This window comes from Bradyrhizobium australafricanum (genome assembly GCF_020329495.1).
GTDB lineage: Bacteria > Pseudomonadota > Alphaproteobacteria > Rhizobiales > Xanthobacteraceae > Bradyrhizobium > Bradyrhizobium australafricanum.
Genome location: NZ_JAGKJL010000010.1, coordinates 77,528 through 99,809 on the forward strand (window position 1 = coordinate 77,528; position 22,282 = coordinate 99,809).

A 22,282-nucleotide genomic window follows, 5' to 3' on the forward strand; every position below is an offset into this window, starting at 1 on the left:
GCGCGGCCACCTTTGGTCGACAATGGCGGTGCGGCCCATGAGGAAATGGCTTTCGATCGGCCTGGTGCTCATCGTCGTGGCCCTGATCGTCGCCGCCGTTCGGTTTTTCACCGTCGTCCCGGAGCGTCTCGACCGGGCGCAGAACAGGGTCCAACGCGTGGCGCTGGATATCACGCCCGCCGCAAAAGACTTGCAGGCGACGCTCGACGTGGCGGACATGCATGCGGACAGCCTGCTGCGGAAGCGCGACCTGATCGCGCGATCCGATCGCGGCCATATCGATCTGCCGCGCCTGATCGAGGGGCACTACGCGCTGCAGGTGTTCTCGTCCGTCACGAAGTCGCCCAAGGGTCAGAACTATGATGCCAACGGCGCCGATACCGACACTATCACCAACCTCGCCATCATCGATCTGCAGCCGCCACGGACGTGGCTCTCGTTGCTGCAGCGCTCGCTGTGGCATGCCGAGAAATTGCGGAGCTCCGCCGAACAGTCCGCCGGGCGGCTGCGCCTGATCGCAACGCCGGCCGACCTCGACCGCCTGCTCGCCGACCGCAAGAGCGGCGCGACGGTGGTTGGCGGCATGCTGTCGGTCGAGGGCCTGCAGAACATCGAGGGCAATATCGCCAATCTCGACGTGCTCTACGGCGCCGGATTCAGAATGGCCGGTCTCGCGCATTTCTTCGACAATGATGTCGCAGGCTCGATGCACGGCGTCGCAAAGGGCGGCCTGACGCCGCTCGGCCGGCAGGCGGTGCAGCGGATGGAGGCGATGGGCATGATCGTCGACCTCGCGCATGCGAGCCACGCGGCGGTCGCCGAGGTGCTGGCGATGGCGACGCGCCCGGTGGTCTCGAGCCATGGCGGCGTTCAGGCGACCTGCAAGGTCAACCGCAACTTCACCGACGACGAAGTCCGGGGTGTCGCGCGGACCGGCGGCGTGGTCGGCATCGGTTTCTGGCAAGGCGCGGTCTGCTCGCTCGATCCGAACAATGTCGCGCGGGCGATCGCCCATGTCCGCGACCTGGTCGGGATCGACCATGTCGGCCTCGGCTCGGATTTCGACGGCTCGACCACCACGGGCTTCGATGCCAGCGAGATCGTCGCCGTGACCCAGGCGCTGATGTCGCGCGGGTTCTCGGAGGACGACATCCGCAAGGTCATGGGCGGCAATGTCCTGCGCGTGCTGCGCGCAGGCATTGCCCCGAAGGGGTGAGACGCCCTAGCCGGTGGCGCTGATCGGCGCCAGCGCCAGCGGCGACGGGTCGTGGTGGTGCTGCAGGCGGAAGAACGAGGCGTAGCGGCCGCCGCGGCGCAGCAGCTCCTCGTGACGTCCGCGCTCGACGATCTCGCCGCCCTCGACCACCAGGATCGCATCGGCATGCATGATGGTGTGCAGGCGGTGCGCGATCACGATCGTGGTGCGGCCCTGGCAGAGATGCTCGATCGCTTCCTGCACCTGCTTCTCGGACTCGGAGTCGAGCGCGGCGGTGGCCTCGTCGAGAAGGATGATCGGCGCGTTCTTGATCAGCGCGCGGGCGACCGCGATGCGCTGGCGCTGACCACCGGACAGCTGGGTGCCGTGTTCGCCGACCGGCGTGTCGTAGCCGAGCGGGAAGCTCATGATGAAGTCGTGCGCGCAGGCGGCCTTGGCGGCGTCGACGATCTCTTGCTCGGTGGCGCCCTGCTTGCCGAAGGCGATGTTGGCACGGATGGTATCGCGGAACAGATAGACGTCCTGTCCGACATAGGCGGTCTGCTGCCGCAGCGACTTGCGCGACACTGACGAGATCGGCTGTCCGTCGATCAGGATGTCGCCCTCGCGCGTCTCGTAGAAACGAAGCAGCAAGGCCAGCACGGTTGATTTGCCGCCGCCGGAGGGGCCGACCAGCGCGGTTACCTTGCCGGGCTCGGCGACGAAGCTCATGCGGTTCAGCACCGGCTCGCTCGGCCGATAGGCGAAGCTGACATCGCGCAGCTCGATCCGCGCGTCGGAGAGTTTCAGCGCAGGCTTGTCGTCGTCGGTCTGTTCGCTCGCCGGGCTATCGACCACCTCGAGCAGCATCCGCGCGCCGACCAGCTGGCTGTTGAGGTCGATGTTGAGCCGCGCCAGCCGCTTGGCCGGCTCGGTCGCCATCAGGAAGGCGGTCAGGAACGTGAAGAACTGGCCCGGCGTGGAACCGAGCGCCACCACGCTGTAGCCGCCATACATCAGGCAGCCGGCAACCGCGAAGCCGCCGAGCATCTCCATCAGCGGATTGGAACGGTTGGCGACGCGCGCCATCTTGTTGGCATTGCTCTCGACGGTTGCGATGTGCTCGTCGATCCGCTGCTGCATGGTGCCTTCCAGCGTGAACGCTTTCACGGTGCGGATGCCCTGCAGCGATTCCTGCATCGTCTCCATGATGTCGGCGGTGCCGGTGAACTGGTTGTAGGCGAGCCCCTTGATCCGCTTCACCAGCCTGCGCAGCATCAGCATCGCCGGCGGCACCGCCACGAGCCCGATGAACGACATCAGCGGGTCCTGCCAGACCATGACGGCGACCATGCTGATCAGCATCAGGAAGTCGCGGCCGATCGCGTTGACCAGCATGTTGAGTACGTCGGTGATCGACTTGGCGCCGGCGGTCAGCCGCGCCAGGAATTCCGACGAGTGCCGCTGCGAGAAGAAGCCGATGCTCTCGCTCATCAGCTTGGCGAATAGTTGCCGCTGGTTGCTGGCGAGGATGGCGTTGGAGATCTTGTTCAGGATCACCATGTGGCCGTAGGTCGCCACGCCCTTGATGAACAGCAGCACCACCGTGATCCCGGCGAACATGGCGATGCCGGGGATGTTCTTGTCGACATAGGCCTGGTTGATCACCTGGCCGAGCACGTAGGTGGCGCCGGCCGTCGAGCCGGCCGCAATGGCCATCAGGGCGAACGCTGTCAGATAGCGCCGCCAATAGGTAATCCCTTGTTCCATGACCAGGCGGCGAATCAGGATCGCCGCGCCATAGGGATCGTCGGTAATTTTCTTTGGAAACTGGGCCATCCGCGTTCCATTGACGGCGGGCAGCGCCGGCCGTCAGGGTTGCGGGACCTCCTTGCCCGCTTGGCGGGGCTTTTTCAAGTACAATAACTACTTGATAACGGTTTGTTTTTTAGGCCGATTCCGCGTGTCGCGCGGAGCCGGCGCGCTCCCGGAACAGCTTCTCCTCCCAGGCCAGTGCGTGGCTCGCGATGGTCTCGAGATCATCGTAGCGCGGCGTCCAGTCGAGCAGCGAGCAAATCCTTGTCGTGTCGGCCACCATGGTCATGATGTCGCCAGGCCGGCGCGCGGCGTGGGCGACCGCGAAATTGCGCATCGAGACCCGGCGCACCGCCTCGATCGTCTCGAGCACGGAATAGCCGCGGCCATAACCGCAATTCATCGTCACCGATTGCCCGCCGGCGCGCAGATAGGACAGCGCCGAGCGATGCGCCTCGACGAGGTCGCTGACATGGATGAAATCCCTGATGCAGCTGCCGTCCTGGGTCGGATAGTCGGTGCCGAACACGTCGATCTTGGCGCGCTGGCCGGTCGCGGCCTCGACCGCGATCTTGAGCAGATGGGTGGCGCCGATGGTGGCAAGGCCGGCGCGGCCCTTCGGGTCGGCGCCGGCGACGTTGAAGTAGCGCAGCACGACGTAGCTCATGCCGTGAGCGGACGCGACGTCGTGCAGCATGATCTCGGTCATCAGCTTCGACGAGCCGTAGGGCGACAGCGGACGGGTCGGTGCGATCTCCGGCACCGGCACCTGGTCCGGATTGCCGTAGACGGCCGCGGTCGAGGAGAAGATGAAGCGGCCGACGCCGCCCTTCACCGCCGCGTTGAGCAGGCTGCGGGTCGTCATGGTGTTGTTGCGGTAGTAGCCGAGCGGATCGCGCATCGAGTCCGGCACCACGACGGAGCCCGCGAAATGGATGATGCTGTCGATGCCGTGCTGGGCGATCACGCCCTCGACGAGATTTTCGTCGCCGGCATCGCCGATGAACAGCGGCACGCCTTCGGGCAGGAACGCGGAGAAGCCGGTGGAAAGGTTGTCGACCACGACGACGCTCTCGCCGGCATCGACCAGCGCATGAACCATGTGACTTCCGATATAGCCGGCGCCGCCGGTCACGAGCACGGTCATGGATAGAGCTCTCCCGATGTTCTTTAACCGGTGATGCTAGCGGGAGTGCGGTGAAGAGGGGGTTTCGCCGCGGCCGAACTGGCCACTATGCTTAATGTTGCGTATAGGAACTGGCACGAAACGGAGACTTGAGTGCCGATCGAGAACACACCTGCCGGCGAGCTCGAGCTCATCGTGCCCAATCTGCACCGACGCTATTCGGGTGTCACCGCGACCAACCGCATGGTCGCGCCGAAGCTCGCCAAAATGCTTCGCGCAGCCTGGCTCGGCCCGCATCGGCCCGACGGCATCGACGCGATCGGATTCGCCGATCTCCTGCACCTGTGGCGGCGCGCATCGCCGCTGATCTGGCATGCGCGGCGCAACGACGAGATGATCGTCGGGCTCGCGCTGCGCGCGCTCGGCTGGCCGCTGAAACTGATCTTCACCTCGGCCGCGCAGCGCCATCACACTTGGCTGACGCGCTGGCTGATTCGCAACATGGATGCGATCATCGCCACCAGTCCGCTGTCGGCCTCCTATCTGAAGCGCGACGCGACAGTGGTGATGCACGGCGTCGACACCGACCGCTATGCGCCGCCGGCCGATCGCGCGAGCGCCTTCGCCGAGAGCGGATTGCCGGGACGCTATGCGATCGGCTGTTTCGGGCGGGTGCGCGCGCAGAAGGGCAGCGACGTCTTCGTCGAGGCGATGTGCAGGCTGCTGCCGCGCTATCCCGATTTCACCGCCGTCATTGTCGGCGCCGTGGTGCCGGAGCAACTCGCCTTTGCCAACGAGCTGAAGCGGAAGATCGAGGCCGCCGGCCTGCAATCGCGCATCATCATCACGGGCGAACTGCCCATCGAGGACGTCATGCGCTGGTATCAGCGGCTGACGATCTACGCCTTCACCTCGCGCAATGAAGGTTTCGGCCTGACCCTGATCGAGGCGATGTCTGCGGGCGCGGCGCTGGTGGCAGCGCGCGCGGGCGCCGCCGAGTTCGTCGTCGAGGACGGCGTCACCGGCGTGCTGACGCCGCCTGGCGACGCCGATGCGCTGGTGGCCGCGCTGGAGCCCTTGATGCGCGATCCGGCTACGGCCGCGGCGATGGGGGCGCGGGCGCGGCAACGAGTTGTGGATAAGTTCAGCCTCGATGCCGAGGCGAACGCGATCGCCAAGGTCTACCGCGCGCTGACCTGAGCCAGCACGCGCTGCGCAATCTCCACGACCTCTTCGGGGGCGATGTCGCGCATGCAGCGATGATCGTTCATGGTGCAGACCGTGCGCTGGCAGGGCTGGCACGACAGCTTGCTCCTGGTCTGTAGCACCGTCGCGGCGAGGCCGTTGAGGGGCGCCCAGAGATAAGGATCGGTCGGGCCGAAGATGCCCATGGTCGGCGTGCCGATTGCGGCGGCGATGTGCATCAGGCCGGAGTCGTTGGTCACAGCGACGCTGGCCGCGGCCATCGCAACGATGCCGTTGCGCAGATCGCTGCCGGTGAGGTCGCGGACCCGCGCGCCGCCGACGGCCGCGATCTCCTGCGCCAGCGCCTTCTCGCCGGGGCCGCCGACCACCCAGACGTCGAAGCCATGTTCGGCGAACAGCCGCGCGGCCTCCGGATAATAGGTCCAGCGTTTCGAGGCGCCGACCGAGCCGGGGCCGAGCGCGATGGCGGGACCGCGGCCGAGGCCGTTGGCCTGCCGCCAGCGTTCGATTTCGTCCGCGGGAACCCGAAGCTGTGGCACGGGCCATTCCGGCGGGCGGGCGGCGCCGTCGGGCAGCGCCAGGATCGCGTTCTTGTCGATGAAGCGCGGCTGCTGCTTTTCACCCCATCGCATCGCGTTGATCAGGCCGAATCGCACCTCGCCAAAGAAGCCGACCCGTTCCGGGATGCCCGCCAGCGCCGGCGCGAGAGCGGCCTTCCAGGTTCGCGGCAGCACCAGCGCGGTGGCGTAGTTCCGTCGGCGAAGCTCGGCCGCGAGGGCCTGCTGCTGGGCCAGCGCCAGCCGGCTGCGCGGCAGGTCGGACACGATCCCGGCGCGAACATCGGGCATATAATCGACCAAAGGGGCGCAAAGCCTGGACGTCAGAAGGTCGATCGGCCGGTTCGGCCAACGCTTGCGGAGCACCCTGACCACGGTGTGGCCGCGCACGAAATCGCCGATCCAAACATAGGGCACGACGAGGATAGGTCTGGTATCCCCGGTATCCTGTGTTTCGATATCAGATATTGAATCAATATTCATTTCTAAATAGGCCAAGGCCGATCGGGCGCGGCCAAGTCGGTAACCGGTTCGCGATGAGAGGTAAAGCCGTCGTTGCCTGCGACGCGGGAGTGGGGCAAAGCTGACGGCCGCAAAGGAATCTGGCGGGATTTCATCATGTTTCTGGTAACCGGGGGCGCCGGTTTTATCGGATCGAACGTCGTGGCCGCGTTGAACGACGCCGGGCGCAGCGACGTCGCGGTCTGCGATCTGCTTGGGCAGGACGGCAAGTGGCGGAACCTGGCCAAGCGCCAGCTTGCCGATGTCGTTCCGCCGGCCGAGCTCGGCGACTGGCTGAAAGGGCGGCGGCTCACCGCCGTGATCCATCTCGGCGCCATTTCCGAGACTACGGCAATCGACGGCGACCTGGTGATCGAGACCAATTTCCGTCTCTCGATGCGGCTGCTCGACTGGTGCACGGCGAATGCCACGCCGTTCATCTATGCCTCCTCGGCCGCGACCTATGGCGACGGCGAACAGGGGTTTGACGACGACGCGTCGGTCGAGGCGCTGAAGCGGTTGCGGCCGATGAACCTGTACGGCTGGAGCAAGAACCTGTTCGACCTTGCGGTCGCCGAGCGCGCGGCGAAGGGCGCGCCTCTGCCGCCGCAATGGGCCGGGCTGAAATTCTTCAACGTGTTCGGCCCCAATGAATATCACAAGGGCCCGATGATGAGCGTGCTGGCGCGCCGCTTCGACGACATCAAGGCGGGCCGCGTCGTGCAGCTGTTCAAGTCTCATCGCGAGGGCATCGCCGACGGGGATCAGCGCCGCGACTTCATCTATGTCGACGATGTCGTGCGGGTGATGATGTGGCTGATCGCGACGCCGCGGGTCTCCGGGCTGTTCAATGTCGGTACCGGCAGGGCGCGCAGCTTCAAGGACCTGATCGTCTCGGCCTATGGCGCGCTCGGGCTGGAGCCGAACATCCAGTATGTCGACATGCCCGAGCAGATTCGCGGCAGCTACCAGTACTTCACCCAGAGCGTAGTCGATCGTCTCGGGCGCGCCGGATACAATGGCGGTTTCACCCGCCTGGAAGACGCAGTCGGGGCCTATGTGAAGGGCTTTCTCGACCGCGCGGATCGCTATCGCTAGAGCGGATGACGGTGACTGATGTTCGATTTTGAAGCGATCTCGCGTGCGATGTCCGGCCAGACCGTGCTGTGCGTCGGCGACCTCATGCTCGACGAGTTCGTCTACGGCGAGGTGTCGCGAATCTCGCCGGAGGCGCCGGCGCCGGTGATCGCGGTCAGGCGCAGCGAGACCAATATCGGCGGCGCCGGCAACGTCGCGCGCAACATCGCCGCGCTTGGCGGGCGCTGCATCTTCGTCGGCCTGATCGGCGAGGACGCCGCCGGCGCGGTGCTGGCCGAGGCGCTGGCGAAGGAGCCAGCTATCGAGACCGTGCTGGTGCGCGACGCCGCCCGTCCGACCACGCGCAAGGTGCGCTTCGTCTCCGAGCAATTCTCGACCCACATGCTGCGCTCCGACTGGGAGTTCGCCGCGCCGGCCGCGCCGGCCATCGAGCAGCAGCTGATCGACGCGATCCTGCCGCGGCTTACGCAAGCCGACATCGTGCTGCTGTCGGATTACGCCAAGGGCGTGCTCACCGCGCGGGTGATCCGCAATGTGATCGACGCGGCGCGCCAGGCGCAAAAGCGCGTCATCGTCGACCCCAAGAGCGCCAATCTCGCGATCTATCGCGGCGCGACCGTGCTGACGCCGAACCGCAAGGAATTCGCCGAGGCGACCCGCAGCCGCGCCGACAGTCAGGACAGCATCGCGCAGGCCGCGCCCGATGCGATGTATCTCGCGGATTGCGAGGCGATGCTGGTGACGCAGGGCGAGCGCGGCATGACGCTGGTGACGCGGGGCGGCGGTTCGATCCATGTGCCGGCGCTGCCGGTCAAGGTGCGCGACGTCTCCGGCGCCGGCGATACCGTTGCCGCGGCGCTGGCGTTGGCGCTGGCTGGCGGCGCCGACTGGGAGGGCGCGCTGCGGATCGCGAGCGCAGCGGCGGCGGTTGCGGTCGGCAAGACCGGTACCGCGATCGTCAAGTCCGCCGAATTGCGCCGAAGGATCCTGCCGCACGCTTCGCTGGCGGCCGAGGAGAAGATCGTCCCGGCCGGCGGCGACATCGATGCATGCCTCGAGGAGTGGCGCAGGCAGGATCTGCGCATCGGCTTCACCAATGGCTGCTTCGACATCCTGCACCCCGGCCACGTCAAGGTGCTGACCGCCGCGCGCGGCGCCTGTGATCGCCTCGTCGTCGGGCTGAACAGCGACGCCTCGGTGAAGCGGCTGAAGGGCGAGGGGCGTCCGGTGCAGGACGAGCGCGCCCGCGCCGAGGTGCTGGCGGCGCTGGAAGCCGTCGACCTCGTCGCGATCTTCGAGGAGGACACGCCGATCAATCTGATCACGCAGGTGCGGCCGAGCGTGCTGGTCAAGGGCGGCGACTATACCCGCGAGCAGGTGGTCGGCCACGAGATCGTCGAAGCCGCCGGCGGCGAGGTGGTGCTGGTCGAGATCCTGCCCGGCCACAGCACGACGTCGCTGGTTGCGCGGGCCCGTGAGGGCAAGGCGTGAGCGCAAGCATGGCATCCCCGGCAGGCGCCGCGGCGTGTCCGGCCTGGCGCGATCCGGCGCGCTGGCAGACCGCGACCGATGTGGTCGCGGTCCTGATCGCGCTGTCGCTGCCGTGGTCGACCTCGCTGGTCGGCATCTTCGGCGTGGTGCTGCTGATCGCGATTGCGCCGACGGTCGATCTGAAGGCGTTCTGGGCGCTGCTGAAGCGGCCGATCTGCCTGGCGCCAGTCGCGTTGTTTTGCCTCGCGCTTGTCGGCACGCTCTGGTCGGACGCGGCCTGGGGCGCGCGATTCTACGCGGTCGGGCCGACCGCAAAGCTCCTCGTGCTGCCGGTCCTGCTCTATCATTTTCAGCGCTCGGCCCGCGGGACCTGGGTGTTCGTCGCTTTCCTGGTCTCCTGCACGCTGTTGATGCTGATGTCCTGGCTGGTGCTTGCCTATCCGCACCTCGCGCTGAGGGCGCCTGCGCCGGGTGAGCAGGGAGTTTTCGTCAAGAACTACATCGACCAGAGCCAGGAATTCACCTTGTGCGCGGTCGCGCTGGCCTATCCGGTCGTGATGCTGCTGCGGGCCAAACGCATCCTGCCGGCCATGTTGCTGATTGCGATTGCGCTCAGCCTGTTCGCCAACATGGCGATGGTGGTGGTATCGCGGACTGCATTGGTGACGGTTCCGATTATGTTCGCGGTGTTTGCGCTGCTCCATCTGCGCTGGCGCAGCATCGTCCTGATCCTTTGCGCGGCCGCTGCGTTAGCCGTGGTGGCGTGGTATGGCTCGCCGCAATTGCGCTCGACGGCCGAGTCGTTCGAGCGCGACTACAAGCTCTACATGCAGCGCAACGAGCCGACCTCGGTCGGTCTGCGGCTCGAATTCTGGCGAAAGTCGCTCGGCTTCTTCGCCGAGGCCCCGGTCATCGGCCATGGCACCGGAGCGACCCGGGGCCTATTCGAGCGCGTGGCAACGGGTGGTGTGACCCAGGCCTCCGGCGAGGTGATCGGCAACCCTCACAATCAAACGTTGAACGTCGCCGTGCAGTGGGGCATTGTGGGTGTGGCGATCCTGTATGCGATGTGGCTGCTGCACCTCTTGCTGTTCCGCGGCGACGGCCTCGTCAACTGGATCGGGCTTCTCGTCGTGGTACAGAATATTACGAGTTCGTTGTTTAATTCACACATCTTCGACTTTCACGAAGGCTGGATGTATGTACTGGGCGTCGGGGTCGCGGGCGGCATGGCGTTGAAGGGGCAATTGCGGGCCGATATGGAACCCGAACCTCCTGCTCATCCATGATCGCTGGCAAGGGCGCTGCAGATACGCTATCAGCCTGCCAAATGTCTCACCGCAAACTCCCAGTTGCCGGCAACCCGTCCGTTAGATGACGCGTCTTTCACAATTTACCCTGCGCAACTTCCTGATTTTGCTGCATGACGCGCTCGCGACGACGTTTGCGTTGCTGGCGAGCTTCTATCTGCGTTTTGAGGGCAGCCTCCTTACCGATCGACTGCCGCATCTGCTGCTGATTCTGCCCTGGTTCGTGCTGTTCAGCATTTTCGTCAGCTATTTCTCCAATCTGACCACGGCGAAATGGCGCTTCACCTCGCTGCCGGACGCGGTGAATATCCTGCGGGTCGCAGCCGTGCTGACGCTGGCACTGGTCGTGCTGGACTACGTCTACTTCTTCACCGGAACGAATTCGCAAAGCCCGGTGTTCCTCGGCCGGGTCACGATCATCCTGTTCTTCTTCCTCGAGGTGTTCGCGCTGAGCGCGTTGCGCCTCGGCTACCGCTATTTCCGCTATTCGCGCACGCGGCTGCATGCTCGATCCGACAATGCCGCGTCGGCGCTGCTGGTCGGACGTACGGCCGATGCCGAAGTCGTGCTGCGCGGCATCGAGAATGGCGCCATCAAGCGGCTCTGGCCGGTCGGCGTGCTCTCGCCGTCGGACGCGGACCGCGGCCAGATGATCCGCAACATTCCCGTGGTCGGCGGCGTCGACGACATCGAGGCCGTGATTCGGGATTTCGAGACCCGCCAGCGGCCGATCAAGCGCGTGGTCATGACACCGTCGGCCTTCGAACCCGAAGCGCATCCGGAAAGCGTGCTGATGCGCGCCCGGCGGCTCGGCGTGATGGTCAGTCGCCTGCCGTCGCTGGAGGGCGGCGACGCGCCGCGACTGACCAATGTCGCCGTCGAGGACCTGCTGCTGCGCCCAAGCCAGAAGATCGACTACGCGCGGCTCGAGACGCTGGTGAGGGGCAAGTCCGTCATCGTAACCGGCGGCGGCGGCTCGATCGGCGCCGAAATCTGCGAACGGGTCGCGACCTTCGGCGCCGCGCGCCTCCTGGTCGTGGAGAATTCCGAGCCGGCGCTCTATGCGGTCACCGAGGCGCTGTCCGCGCGCGACTCCGGCCTCGAGATCGAGGGCCGGATCGCCGATATCCGGGATCGCGAGCGCATCACGCGGCTGATGAGCGAGTTCAAGCCCGACATCGTGTTCCATGCCGCGGCGCTCAAGCATGTGCCGATCCTGGAGCGCGACTGGAGCGAAGGGGTCAAGACCAACATCTTCGGGTCGGTGAACGTGGCCGACGCCGCGCACGCCGCGGGCGCGAGCGCGATGGTGATGATCTCGACCGACAAGGCGATCGAGCCGGTGTCGATGCTGGGCCTGACCAAGCGGTTCGCCGAGATGTATTGCCAGGCGCTGGACCATGACTTGATGACCGAGGCAAAGGGCAGGCCGCACATGCGGCTGATCTCGGTGCGGTTCGGCAATGTGCTTGCGTCCAACGGATCGGTGGTGCCGAAATTCAAGGCGCAGATCGAGGCCGGCGGACCGATCACGGTGACCCATCCGGACATGGTTCGTTACTTCATGACGATCCGCGAAGCCTGCGATCTCGTGATCACTGCAGCGACGCACGCCGTGACGCCGGCGCGGCCTGACGTCTCGGTCTATGTGCTGAACATGGGGCAACCGGTGAAGATCGTCGATCTCGCCGAGCGGATGATCCGTCTGTCGGGCCTGCAACCCGGCGTCGACGTCGAGATCGTATTTAGCGGCATCCGCCCCGGCGAGCGGCTGAACGAGATCCTGTTCGCGAGCCAGGAGCCGACGCTCGAAATCGGCGTCGCCGGCGTCATGGCCGCCAAGCCGAACCAGCCTCCGATGTCGACGCTGCGCAAGTGGCTCGCGGCGCTGGAGGATGCGATCGAGAGAGATGACCGTGTGACCATCCGCGCCGTCCTTCAGGACGCCGTGCCCGAGTTCGGATCGAATGCCGCCTGACCGGGCCGTTCTGCGGACGCCGAGACAGGACCGTTTCGAAAGCCATTGATGCGTAGTTCTCGAAAAGTCGTGGTCGTCAGCCAGCACTATCCGCCGGACCACAGCACGACCGCCGCGATCATGTCTGCGATCGCCGAACGGATCGCGCAGGAGTCGGAGGTGATGGTGGTCTCCGGGATGCCGGGCTCGGCGCGGGCGCCGGCGCCCGGGCGTCCCGCCGTCGTCGAGATCAGGAACTGGCTGCCGGGAAAGGCGGCGCTGATCAAGCGCGCGCTGGCTGAGGCGCTGTTCACCGGCCGGATCTTTTTTGCGCTGTTGTCGCGGCTGAAGCGGGGCGACGTGGCGCTGACGGTGACCGCTCCCTTCGCGCTGCCTTATGCGGTTGCCGCCGCGGCAAGGTTGAAGGGGGCGAAGTCGGCACTGATCCTGCACGACCTGTTTCCCGATGTGCTCGTGATGGCCGGGCTGCTGCGGCCGTCCTCGCTGGTCGCGCGGGCGATGCGCGCGATCAACGCGCTGATGTTCCGCACCCTGAACGCTGTCATCGTGATCGGCCGCGACGCCGAGAAGCTGCTGCTGCGCTATGGCGGAATGACACAGGACAAGATCAGGTTCATCCCGAACTGGGCCACGCTCGCGCCCGGCGACCGTCCCGTGAGCCCCGAAAATCCGTTTCGCAAGGCCATCGCCGCGCGCTTCGTCGTCGGGCTGTCCGGCAATCTCGGCTTCACCCACGATCCGGACATCGTGTTCGAGGCCGCGCGGCTGTTGCGTGACGAAGGCGAGATCCATTTTCTGCTCTCGGGATGGGGCATCGGCTTCGCGCGGCTCAAGGAGCTGCGGGCCACCGCGCGGCTTGCCAACGTCACGCTGGTCGACCGCGTCGCGGACAGCGAGCTGGATGCGCTGCTCTCCAGCGCAGACGTCTGGCTCATTCCCTATCGCAAGGACGTCGCCGGCGTGTCGGTGCCGAGCCGGTTCTACAATCTGCTCGCTGCCGGCCGGCCCGTCATTCTCGTCTCCGAGCCCGAGGCCGAGGCTGCGCTCACCGTCAGCGAAAACCGGCTCGGTTGGGTCGTCACGCCGGGAAGGCCCGATCAACTCGCCGAAGCCATCCGCCAGGCGTCGCGATCGCAGGACGCCGCGATGGCCGAGCGCGCCGTCGCGACCGCGCGGAACTTCAGTCCCGAGCGGGCGCTCGCGAGCTACGCTGCGCTGGTCCGGGAGCTGCTATCCAATCGCGATGTGGAGCGGACGGTATGAATAATGGTCACCGGACGGTTCTGGTCACGGGCGCCAGCGGCTTTGTCGGCCGCCATGTGGTGCCCGCGCTGGCGCGCAGCGGCTGGGTGGTGCGACGCGCGGTGCGAACTCCACCGCGCGATGCAAACGACGTGATGATCGGCTCGCTCAGTCCCGCCACCGATTGGCGCGCCGCGCTCGACGGGGTGGAGGCGGTTGTGCATCTTGCGGCCCGCGTTCATCAGCAGTCCGACGAACGCGCGATCGAGCTCTATCGCAACGTCAATATCGAGGGCACGCTGCATTTGGCGCGGTCCGCGGCCGCTGCGGGCATTCGCGATTTCATTTTCGTCAGCACGATCCTGGTGCATGGGCGCAGCAATTACGGGCGTCCTCCGTTTCGCGAGGACGATGTCCTGACGCCGCGCGGCCTCTACGGAAACTCGAAGGCGGCCGCCGAGGTCGGCTTGAAGGAAATTGTGCCGGGCAGCGGCATGAGGGTGACCGTCATCAGGCCGCCGCTAATCTACGGGGCCGGTGCGAAGGGAAATTTCGCCCTGCTCAAGCGCGCGGTGCTCAATGGCTTGCCGCTACCGCTCGCTTATGTGAAGAATCGCCGCGCGTTCGTGTCGGCGGAAAACCTCGCGTCGTTCATCTTGCACCGGTTGTCGCACCCGGGAGATGATTTCGACGTGTTCCTGGTGGCTGACCGCGAGCAAGTCTCGACGCGGGAATTCGTCGAGCGTCTGGCCCGGGCGGCGGACACCTCGCCGCGTCTGTTCTGGCTGCCGCCGCTGCTGTTGAAGATGGCGCTCGGGATCAGCGGCCGCAAGGAAGCCTATGACAGCCTGTTCGCCTCGCTCGAGCTTGATCTTTCCAAGATCGCGGGCACCGGATGGCAGCAGCCGATCAGCCTCGACGAGGGGCTGCGGCGCGCGCTGCGTCAAATGGACAGCTGAGGCGATCAGAGCGGTCGGGAGAACCGCCGCAGCTGCCAGGCGACGGCGAGCGCGCCGGCCAGCAGCAGCGCGATGTCCGCAGTGAGCGAATTGAGGGCGACCGAGGTGAATGCGAGCAGCGCCAGCACCGCGTTCAGCGCAAACACCTCGCCGACGACGCGCCACACCGTGAATCTATTGTCGGTCGCGCGCTGGTAGAAGTGCGAGCGATGCGCGGCCCAGAACGGCTCGCGCCGCGCCATGCGGCGAAATAGCGTGACTGTCGCATCCGTCAAATAATACAGCGGCAGCAGCAGCGCGGCGGCGAACTGCCGGTGCAGGGCGAGCTCGAGCAGGCACCAGCCGAGCAGCAGGCCGATCGGCAGGCTGCCGACATCGCCGAGGAATATCCTTGCGACCGGTCGGTTGAACGGCGCGAAGCCGAGCAGCGCGCCGCACAGCGCTGCCGCGACCAGCGCGGGAGCTGCGGGGAGATAGCCGAAGCTGCCGAGCAGGGCGATCGCCACGGTGATCGGCACGGCCTCGGCCGCGGTCATCAGGTCGAGCCCGTCCATGAAGTTGACGAGGTTCACGAACCAGAGGCCGGCGATCAGCAGCAGGCCGCGTTCGAGCCAGACCGGGCCGGCCGGAACCAGCCTGAGACCATCAGGCGCGGAAAACACCACGGCCGCAACGGCGGCGGCCTGCAGCAGCAGCCGCGGGACGACGGGCAGCGAGCGGATGTCGTCGGCAAAACCCACCACCGCGATGAACAGGCAGGCCGCGAACACGATGAAGGGAATAGTCAGGTTCTGCGATCCGGCCAGGACGATGACGATTCCGCCCGCCAGCAGCGTCGCCGCCGTGACCGCGATGCCGGCACCCTGCGGCGTTGGAATACGGTGCGACGAGCGCGCATTCGGCTTCGCCAGCGCCACACGCAGCAGCAGCGGCCGCGTCGCCTGGATCAGGACAGCCGAGATCGACGCAGCCAGAACCGCCGCGATCAATGACAGGAGGATTTCGAAAGCGCTCATTCTGGTCCGGCTATTGCGATCCCGGGACTCGCGATTGCGATCCCGGGACTTCGATCGGTTCTGTGCCCTTGGCGGCCTTTTCCGGGCTCAGGATCCAGACCAGGCCGCCAAACACGCCAACCACAAACGATACCGCGCCGAATAACAGCGAGATGTTGACGCCTTCATTGGCGATCAATCCGGCGTAGCCGAAGGCCAGCGCCATCGTGGCCTCGCGTACGCCCCAGCCCGCGATCGAGATCGGCATCATCGTGATCAGCATCACCGGCGGCAACAATTGGAATATCTGGCCGAAGGTGACGGGCGCGGTGATCGATTTCACCACGCACCAGGCGATCACGACGGTCACCACGTGAATGGCGATCGAGAGAATTGCGACCCTCAATCCGCGCTTGCGGCTGAACAATACCCGGTTCGCGATGACCGCGCAGGCGTGGATGTGATGCGTCGCCCACCATTGCTTCAGCCAGACCCAAGGCAACACGCCGATCAGCAGGAAGCCAAATCCGGCCGCGAGTGCGGCGAGGTCGAGAAGCAGCAACGCCATCCAGCCGTGGGAATCAGAAATCAGCCGATAGCTCCAGGGCAGGGTGGCGGCGATGACGACGGCGAGGGCGATCAGCCCGATCGCGCGGTCGACGAAAATCGAATAGGTGGCTGCGCGCCAGCCCGCACCGGCGCGCGCGACGAGCCAAAGCCGGACCGCGTCGCCGCCGATCGAGGACGGCAGTGTCTGGTTGAAGAAGGTGCCGATCACGTTGAAGCGCATGGCCTGGCCTGTCTCCAGCGGGGCTCCGCACTCCACGCTGATCTCCCGCCAGCGCAACACCCCGAGGAAGATCTGCAGGAACGTGACCGCGATCGCGAGGCCGAGCCAGCCCAGGCTCTCGACCTGGATACGGGAGGCAAGGTCGTACAGATTGACCTTGCGCAGCGAGAAATAGAGCAGCGCTGCCGAGATCAGGATCTTGACGGTCGAAAGCAGGATTCGGCGCATTTCCGTTCGGCTGCCAGGTTTCAGAATGTGTCAAAAACAGCGCAAAACGCTTTCGCGCGCCCAAATTCGCCGCCTTGGTATGGTTTCCGCGCCGATCTGGCAATACCCGTACTGGTCCCTATTGCGGCAGGCGCGAAGGGGTGGCTAAAGAGGCCGGAACGGGGGACGGCCGGCCACTCACCGGGGGTTTACGTTACCGGTAAAATCCGACCAGACGCGCGGGGGGCGCGTGCTACTGCTTGGATAGTGCTTCCGAGGCGACAGGGCCGCCGGCCGCGACGGCCCGGGCCGATTTGGTGTGTCGTCCGCAGGCGGATACGACAGGACTTGCACGACAGGATTTGAGGCATCGATGGATCGACGAATTATTCCCCTGATCATGTGCGGCGGCGCAGGCACGCGATTGTGGCCGGCGTCACGCGAGGTGCATCCGAAACAGTTCCTGTCGCTGTTCGGGGTCCGCTCGACCTTCCAGGAGACGCTGCTGCGAGTCTCCGACGCCGGCCTGTTCGAGCGTCCGATCGTGATCACCAACGAGGCCTATCGCTTCATGGTGCTGGAGCAGCTGGCCGAGATCGGCCGCGAGGCCGACGTGCTGCTGGAGCCGATGCGCCGCGACTCGGGGCCGGCGATTGCGGCCGGTGCGGCGTTCGCGCAGAGCCGCGACAGCGAAGCGATCGTGCTGGCGCTGGCCGCCGACCATCTTGTGCGGGACACCGCGGCCTTCGTCGCCGCGTGCCGCGGCGGGTTGGTGGCTGCGGACGCCGGCCGCATCGTGACGTTCGGCGTCAAGCCGGAGCGGCCGGCCACCGAATACGGCTACATCAACCCGGGTGAGGTGGTCGCCGGCGAGGTGCGCGCGGTGGCGAAATTCGTCGAGAAGCCGGATGCCGCGACGGCGGCGGGCTATATCGATGCGGGTTATCTCTGGAACAGCGGCAACTTCATGTTCCGCGCCGGCGTGCTGCTCGACGAGTACCGCAATGTCGATGCGGACAGCGTGGCCTCGGTGGAGCAGTCGGTTGCGTCGGCGGCGCGCGATCTCGGCTTCGTCAAGCTCGATGCGCAGGCCTTCGGCGCGGCAAAGGCGATCTCGATCGATTACGCGGTCATGGAGAAGACATCGCGTGCCGCGGTGGTGCCGGTGGCGTGCGGCTGGTCCGACATCGGCTCGTGGCGCCAAGTCTGGGAGCTGTCGGACAAGGACAGCCTCGGCAACGCTGCGCGCGGCACTGCGGTGTTCGAGGACTCCCGCAATTGTAACGTCTCGACCGACCGGGCGCTGGTTGCGCTCGAAGGCGTCGACGATCTCGTCGTGGTCGCGACCCAGGACGCCGTGCTGGTGTCACGCCAAAAGGACGCCAACGGGCTGAAGCGGCTGGTCGCGAAATTGAAAGTGGCGGCGCCGGAGGTGACCGAGAATCACATCAAGGTGCATCGCCCCTGGGGCTCCTATCAGTCGGTCGACAATGGCGATCGCCACCAGGTCAAGCGTATCGTCGTCAAGCCGGGCGGACGGCTGTCCCTGCAGAAGCACCATCACCGCTCCGAGCACTGGATCGTGGTGCGCGGCACCGCGCAGGTCACCGTCAACGAGCTGATCAAGACGGTGCACGAGAACGAATCGATCTACATCCCGATCGGCGCGGTGCACCGGCTGGAGAACCCGGGCAAGATCCAGCTCGAGCTGATCGAGGTGCAGACCGGCAGCTATCTCGGCGAGGACGACATCATCCGCATCGAGGATGACTATCGGCGCACCTGAGGCGAACGGGCCCCGCGCTCAAGATCGAGTCGCGGGCGATGTAACTCTTTGAATCAAAACGTGTCCGGATTTCGCCGTTGGCATTCGCCACATTTGTGACGCCGTGCTATAGCGGCTGCCAACGAAGCGGGTCGTGATTTGCGCCAAAGGCGCGGATCGGGCAGAGGGGCCTTGGTGCTGATTCCCTCGGAGCCGGGATGGCTCCCTGAGAAGCCGGGACAACCGCCAGAACGTTACTTGGGGTCTACGATATGAATGCAAAAGTGTCCGCAGCCGGCGCGAAGGCCGATATTGGCCGCGCATTGCGCGTCGGCGTGATCGGCGCCGGCGTGATGGGCAGCAACCATGCCCGCGTGCTGGCCGGACTGCCCGGGGTGCTGTTGATCGGCATCGTCGATCCGCTGCCGGAACATCGCACCCGCGCCATCGACCTGGTCGGCTGCCGCGCCTTCGAAAGCCTCGATCAGCTGTTCGCCGAGGGCATCGATGCGGTGACGATCGCAGCTCCCACCCATCTGCATCACGAGATCGCGCTCGCCTGCATCGCGCGCAACATTCACATCCTGGTCGAGAAGCCGGTCGCGTCCACGGTCGAAGAGGGCCGCGAGATCGTTGCGGCCGCCGAGCGGGCCGGCGTCACTCTGATGGTCGGCCATGTCGAGCGTTTCAATCCGGCGGTCGCCGCGATCAAGAAGGCGATCTCGGGCGAGGACATCCTATCGATCGGCATCACCCGGGTCGGCCCGTTCCCGCCGCGAATGTCCAATGTCGGCGTTGTGATCGATCTTGCCGTGCACGACATCGACCTGATCCGCTGGTTCACCGAGTCCGACATCGTCGAGGTGCAGCCGCAGCTCTCGAGCGCCGTCGCCGAGCGCGAGGACATCGCGCTGCTGCAGTTCCGTACCGCTTCCGGCGTGCTCGCCCACATCAACACCAACTGGCTGACGCCGTTCAAGGCGCGCAACGTGACGGTCGCAACCCGCGGCAAGTATGTGATGGGCGATCTGCTCACGCGTCAGGTCACCGAATGTTTCGGCTTCAAGCCGGACGGCAGCTATTCGATGCGTCACCTGCCGGTCGGGCATGACGAGCCGCTGCGCGCCGAACTGATCGCCTTCCTCGATGCCGTACGCGGCGACAAGCTGCCGGCGGTGTCCGGCGACGAGGGCGTGGCGAGCCTCGAGATCGCGATCCGCTGCCTGGAATCGCCCGCGCGGCCCGCCGCCTCGACGATGCGCAAGGGGCCGCGCCGCATCGCCAGCTAATTGCAACTTGAAAACACGCGCGAAAGCTTCATGAACCAACACATGCGTCCAGAGCCTGTTCCCTTCATAGACATTGCCGCGCAGCGCCAGCGGCTCGGCAAATCGGTCGATGATGCAGTCGCCCGCGTGCTCAACCATTGCCAATTCGTCAATGGCCCGGAAGTGACCGCGCTGGAGAAGGCGCTGGCGGACTATAGCGGCGCAAAGCATGTGGTGAGCTGTTCCAGCGGCACTGACGCGCTCTTGATGGTCCTGATGGCGAAGAATGTCGGGCCGGGTGACGCCGTGCTGTGCCCGTCTTTCACGTTCTGCGCGACCGGCGAAGCGGTAGCGCTCACCGGCGCGACACCCCTCTTCGTCGATGTGGACGAGACGACATTCAATATCGATATCAATTCGCTCAAGCGCGGGGTCGCCACCGCGATGTCGCGTGGCCTAAAGCCGGTTGGTGTCATTCCAGTGGATTTGTTCGGCCAGAGCGCCGATCATGACGCGGTGGCTGCGGTTGCCGAAGCCGAAGGCCTGTTCGTGCTCGACGACGCCGCCCAGGGCTTTGGCGCGAGTTACAAGGGCCGCAAGCTCGGCACCTTCGGGCTTGCGACCGCGACCAGTTTCTTCCCGGCAAAGCCGCTCGGCTGTTTCGGCGATGGCGGCGCGATCTTTACCAATGACGACGAACTTGCGAACGCGCTACGCAGCATCCGTGTGCACGGGCAAGGCTCGGACAAATATGACAATGTCCGCCTCGGCCTCACCGGGCGGCTCGATACCATGCAGGCCGCGATCCTGCTCGAGAAGCTGAAGATTTTTGACGACGAGATCGTGGCACGCAACCAAGTGGCGGAGCGCTACGCGCGCGGACTCGGCAATATCGTGACCGTGCCTCGCCTTGCGCCAGGTTGCACCTCGGTGTGGGCGCAATACACAATCCGCCTGCCGAAAGGGGCCGACCGCGATGCCTTTGCCTCGACGCTGAAGACCCAAGGCATTCCGACGGCGATCTACTACACGAAGTCGATGCACCAGCAGACCGCTTACCGTGATTTCCCGGTCGCCGACGGCGGCCTAGCGATCAGCGAAAGCCTCTCCGACGACGTCATCAGCCTGCCGATGCACGCCTATCTCGACGAGGCGGCCCAGGACCGCGTCATCGCGGCTGTGCGCAGCGCGCTTTCAGCCTGATAGGAAACTTTTTCAGACCGCAATCATGCGCTAGAAGCAGCGCATGCTTGGACGCATCTTCACCGTCGGCGGCTATACCCTGCTATCGCGGGTCACCGGGTTCGCGCGCGACATCATGCTCGCGGCGATCCTCGGTGCCGGGCCGGTTGCCGACGCCTTCTTCGTGGCGCTGCGGCTGCCCAACCATTTCCGCGCGATCTTCGCCGAAGGCGCCTTCAACGCCGCCTTCGTACCGGCCTATGCCCATGTCCATGGCGAGAAGGGCGAAGCGTCGGCACGGCTGTTCGCCGACCGCATCTTCACGCTGCTGTTCGCCTCGCAGGTGATCCTGCTGGCGGTGGCGATGGCGTTCATGCCGCAGGCGATGAGCATCCTCGCGCCGGGCTTCACCGAGGACGCGGCGCAGCGCAAGCTCGCGATCGAGCTGACGCGGATCACGTTTCCCTATCTGCTGATGATCACGCTGGTGACGCTTTATGGCGGCATGCTCAACGTGATGCATCGCTTCGCCAGCGCCGCCGCGGCGCCGATCTTCCTCAACCTCGCCATGATGATGACGCTGGCGCTCGCGGCGTTCTTCCCGAGCGCGGGCCACGCCGCGGCCTGGGGCGTCCTGATCTCGGGCTTCCTGCAATTCTTCCTGCTCGCCGGCGACCTCGCGCGCCATGGCGGCCTGCCGCGGTTCGCGCCCTTGAGGCTCGACGAGGACGTCCGCGGCTTCTTCCGCGCGCTGGGACCGGCGACGCTGGGCTCGATGGGCACCCAGGTGGCGCTGTTCGCCGACACCATCATCGCGACCTTCCTGCCCGCCGGCGCGCTGTCGGCGCTGTATTATGCCGACCGCCTCAATCAATTGCCGATCGGCGTGATCGGGATCGCGATCGGCACCGTGCTGCTGCCGGAGATGTCGCGGCGCCTGAGCGCCGACGATCACGCCGGCGCGATGGCCGCGCAGCGCCGCGCCTTCGATTTCACGCTGCTGTTCTCGGTGCCGTTCGTGGCGGCGTTCCTGACGGTCGCCGATCCGATCATGCGCGCGATGTTCGCCCGCGGGGCGTTCTCCAAGGCCGATGCGGCAAGCGCCGGGGCCACGCTCGCGGCCTATGCGGTGGGGCTCATTCCCTTCGTGATGATCCGCAGCGCGGTCGCGACCTTCTACGCTCGCAAGGACACCGCAACCCCGGTGAAAGCGGCGCTGACCGGGGTCGCGGTCAACGTCGCGCTGAAGATCGCGCTGGTCGGCACGCTGGCGCAGGTCGGCCTCGCGCTCGCGACCGCGGTCGGGGCCTGGGTCAATCTGCTGCTGGTGCTGATGTTTGCCGTGCGCCGCGGCTACCTCGCGCTCGATCGCGCGCTGATCCGCTCGTTCGGCACCTTCGCGCTGTGCGGCGTGCTGCTCGCGGTCGCACTGTGGCTGACCTCGCATTTCGCTTATGTGTGGTTCGCGCCGATGCAGATCTTTCGCGACGAACTGATCCTGCTGCTGCTGATTGCGGTCGGCGTCTTCGTCTACGCCCTCCTGATCCTCATGCTGTTCGGCCGCGGCTGGCTGTTCGCGCTCCGCCGCGTATAGTTT

General features: G+C 65.9%; 17 protein-coding genes. 12 read left to right on the forward strand and 5 right to left on the reverse strand.

Features of this window, described 5'->3' with window-relative positions; all coding sequences use genetic code 11:
- The first annotated feature begins 37 nt into the window (after positions 1-37).
- The gene (locus J6525_RS11640) at positions 38-1,216 is read left to right on the forward strand and encodes a dipeptidase (protein WP_225644499.1); all 1,179 of its coding nucleotides are present in this window, start codon (positions 38-40) and stop codon (positions 1,214-1,216) included.
- A 6-nt stretch (positions 1,217-1,222) separates the two neighbouring features.
- Here J6525_RS11640 and J6525_RS11645 read toward each other — a convergent pair whose 3' ends face one another.
- Both J6525_RS11645 and galE read right to left on the reverse strand, forming a co-directional pair.
- Positions 1,223-3,034, reverse strand: a complete 1,812-nt coding sequence (locus J6525_RS11645) for an ABC transporter ATP-binding protein (protein ID WP_225644501.1) — start codon at positions 3,032-3,034, stop codon at positions 1,223-1,225.
- A gap of 109 nt (positions 3,035-3,143) precedes the next feature.
- The gene (galE, locus tag J6525_RS11650; protein ID WP_225644503.1) at positions 3,144-4,157 is read right to left on the reverse strand and encodes a UDP-glucose 4-epimerase GalE; all 1,014 of its coding nucleotides are present in this window, start codon (positions 4,155-4,157) and stop codon (positions 3,144-3,146) included.
- 138 nt (positions 4,158-4,295) lie between these two features.
- On the opposite strand from galE, the gene J6525_RS11655 reads away from it, so the two are divergent.
- Entirely contained in the window at positions 4,296-5,336 is a 1,041-nt protein-coding gene (locus tag J6525_RS11655; protein ID WP_225644607.1) for a glycosyltransferase family 4 protein, read from the forward strand.
- On the opposite strand, the gene waaF is transcribed toward J6525_RS11655, so the two are convergent.
- Positions 5,318-6,382 carry a lipopolysaccharide heptosyltransferase II gene (waaF, locus tag J6525_RS11660; protein WP_225644505.1) on the reverse strand — a complete coding sequence of 355 codons (1,065 nt, stop codon included), beginning with the start codon at positions 6,380-6,382 and terminating at the stop codon, positions 5,318-5,320. The genes J6525_RS11655 and waaF overlap by 19 nt on opposite strands.
- Before the next feature lie 135 nt (positions 6,383-6,517).
- Here waaF and rfaD point away from each other — a divergent pair, with 135 nt between their 5' ends.
- The 6 genes from rfaD (at position 6,518) to J6525_RS11690 (ending at position 14,478) form a co-directional block, all read left to right on the forward strand.
- Positions 6,518-7,498, forward strand: a complete 981-nt coding sequence (gene rfaD, locus J6525_RS11665; RefSeq protein WP_225644507.1) for an ADP-glyceromanno-heptose 6-epimerase — start codon at positions 6,518-6,520, stop codon at positions 7,496-7,498.
- Positions 7,499-7,516: 18 nt separating this feature from the next.
- Positions 7,517-8,989 carry a D-glycero-beta-D-manno-heptose-7-phosphate kinase gene (gene rfaE1, locus J6525_RS11670; protein ID WP_225644509.1) on the forward strand — a complete coding sequence of 491 codons (1,473 nt, stop codon included), beginning with the start codon at positions 7,517-7,519 and terminating at the stop codon, positions 8,987-8,989.
- Between the two features lie 8 nt (positions 8,990-8,997).
- Entirely contained in the window at positions 8,998-10,278 is a 1,281-nt protein-coding gene (locus J6525_RS11675) for an O-antigen ligase family protein (protein ID WP_225644511.1), read from the forward strand.
- Between the two features lie 85 nt (positions 10,279-10,363).
- Positions 10,364-12,277 (forward strand): nucleoside-diphosphate sugar epimerase/dehydratase, encoded by a 1,914-nt coding sequence (locus J6525_RS11680; protein ID WP_225644513.1) that lies wholly within the window; start codon positions 10,364-10,366, stop codon positions 12,275-12,277.
- Positions 12,278-12,325: 48 nt separating this feature from the next.
- A complete protein-coding gene (locus J6525_RS11685; RefSeq protein ID WP_225644516.1) occupies positions 12,326-13,540 on the forward strand; it encodes a glycosyltransferase family 4 protein in 1,215 nt (404 codons plus the stop codon).
- Positions 13,537-14,478, forward strand: a complete 942-nt coding sequence (locus tag J6525_RS11690; RefSeq protein WP_225644518.1) for an NAD-dependent epimerase/dehydratase family protein — start codon at positions 13,537-13,539, stop codon at positions 14,476-14,478. The genes J6525_RS11685 and J6525_RS11690 overlap by 4 nt, the downstream gene beginning before the upstream one ends.
- 5 nt (positions 14,479-14,483) lie before the next feature.
- Here J6525_RS11690 and J6525_RS11695 read toward each other — a convergent pair whose 3' ends face one another.
- Both J6525_RS11695 and J6525_RS11700 read right to left on the reverse strand, forming a co-directional pair.
- The gene (locus J6525_RS11695) at positions 14,484-15,494 is read right to left on the reverse strand and encodes an MraY family glycosyltransferase (RefSeq protein WP_225644519.1); all 1,011 of its coding nucleotides are present in this window, start codon (positions 15,492-15,494) and stop codon (positions 14,484-14,486) included.
- Positions 15,495-15,504: 10 nt separating this feature from the next.
- Complete coding sequence (locus J6525_RS11700) at positions 15,505-16,491, reverse strand: lysylphosphatidylglycerol synthase transmembrane domain-containing protein (protein ID WP_028338292.1); 987 nt, start codon at positions 16,489-16,491, stop codon at positions 15,505-15,507.
- Positions 16,492-16,843: 352 nt separating this feature from the next.
- Here J6525_RS11700 and J6525_RS11705 point away from each other — a divergent pair, with 352 nt between their 5' ends.
- The 4 genes from J6525_RS11705 to murJ all read left to right on the forward strand — a co-directional run bounded on the left by J6525_RS11705 (position 16,844) and on the right by murJ (position 22,279).
- On the forward strand, positions 16,844-18,256 hold the full coding sequence (locus J6525_RS11705) for a mannose-1-phosphate guanylyltransferase/mannose-6-phosphate isomerase (protein WP_225644521.1): 1,413 nt from the start codon (positions 16,844-16,846) through the stop codon (positions 18,254-18,256).
- 251 nt (positions 18,257-18,507) lie between these two features.
- Complete coding sequence (locus J6525_RS11710; RefSeq protein WP_225644523.1) at positions 18,508-19,524, forward strand: Gfo/Idh/MocA family protein; 1,017 nt, start codon at positions 18,508-18,510, stop codon at positions 19,522-19,524.
- 30 nt (positions 19,525-19,554) lie between these two features.
- Entirely contained in the window at positions 19,555-20,706 is a 1,152-nt protein-coding gene (locus tag J6525_RS11715; RefSeq protein WP_225644525.1) for a DegT/DnrJ/EryC1/StrS family aminotransferase, read from the forward strand.
- Between the two features lie 43 nt (positions 20,707-20,749).
- The gene (gene murJ / locus J6525_RS11720; RefSeq protein WP_225644527.1) at positions 20,750-22,279 is read left to right on the forward strand and encodes a murein biosynthesis integral membrane protein MurJ; all 1,530 of its coding nucleotides are present in this window, start codon (positions 20,750-20,752) and stop codon (positions 22,277-22,279) included.
- Positions 22,280-22,282 lie beyond the last annotated feature (3 nt).

Coding starts and splice junctions, on each gene's coding strand:
- J6525_RS11640 (WP_225644499.1), top strand. CDS start 38: ATGAGGAAATGGCTTTCGATCGGCCTGGTGCTCATCGTCGTGGCCCTG.
- J6525_RS11645 (WP_225644501.1), bottom strand. CDS start 3,034: ATGGCCCAGTTTCCAAAGAAAATTACCGACGATCCCTATGGCGCGGCG.
- galE (WP_225644503.1), bottom strand. CDS start 4,157: ATGACCGTGCTCGTGACCGGCGGCGCCGGCTATATCGGAAGTCACATG.
- waaF (WP_225644505.1), bottom strand. CDS start 6,382: ATGAATATTGATTCAATATCTGATATCGAAACACAGGATACCGGGGAT.
- rfaD (WP_225644507.1), top strand. CDS start 6,518: ATGTTTCTGGTAACCGGGGGCGCCGGTTTTATCGGATCGAACGTCGTG.
- rfaE1 (WP_225644509.1), top strand. CDS start 7,517: ATGTTCGATTTTGAAGCGATCTCGCGTGCGATGTCCGGCCAGACCGTG.
- J6525_RS11675 (WP_225644511.1), top strand. CDS start 8,998: ATGGCATCCCCGGCAGGCGCCGCGGCGTGTCCGGCCTGGCGCGATCCG.
- J6525_RS11680 (WP_225644513.1), top strand. CDS start 10,364: ATGACGCGTCTTTCACAATTTACCCTGCGCAACTTCCTGATTTTGCTG.
- J6525_RS11685 (WP_225644516.1), top strand. CDS start 12,326: ATGCGTAGTTCTCGAAAAGTCGTGGTCGTCAGCCAGCACTATCCGCCG.
- J6525_RS11690 (WP_225644518.1), top strand. CDS start 13,537: ATGAATAATGGTCACCGGACGGTTCTGGTCACGGGCGCCAGCGGCTTT.
- J6525_RS11695 (WP_225644519.1), bottom strand. CDS start 15,494: ATGAGCGCTTTCGAAATCCTCCTGTCATTGATCGCGGCGGTTCTGGCT.
- J6525_RS11700 (WP_028338292.1), bottom strand. CDS start 16,491: ATGCGCCGAATCCTGCTTTCGACCGTCAAGATCCTGATCTCGGCAGCG.
- J6525_RS11705 (WP_225644521.1), top strand. CDS start 16,844: ATGGATCGACGAATTATTCCCCTGATCATGTGCGGCGGCGCAGGCACG.
- J6525_RS11710 (WP_225644523.1), top strand. CDS start 18,508: ATGAATGCAAAAGTGTCCGCAGCCGGCGCGAAGGCCGATATTGGCCGC.
- J6525_RS11715 (WP_225644525.1), top strand. CDS start 19,555: ATGAACCAACACATGCGTCCAGAGCCTGTTCCCTTCATAGACATTGCC.
- murJ (WP_225644527.1), top strand. CDS start 20,750: ATGCTTGGACGCATCTTCACCGTCGGCGGCTATACCCTGCTATCGCGG.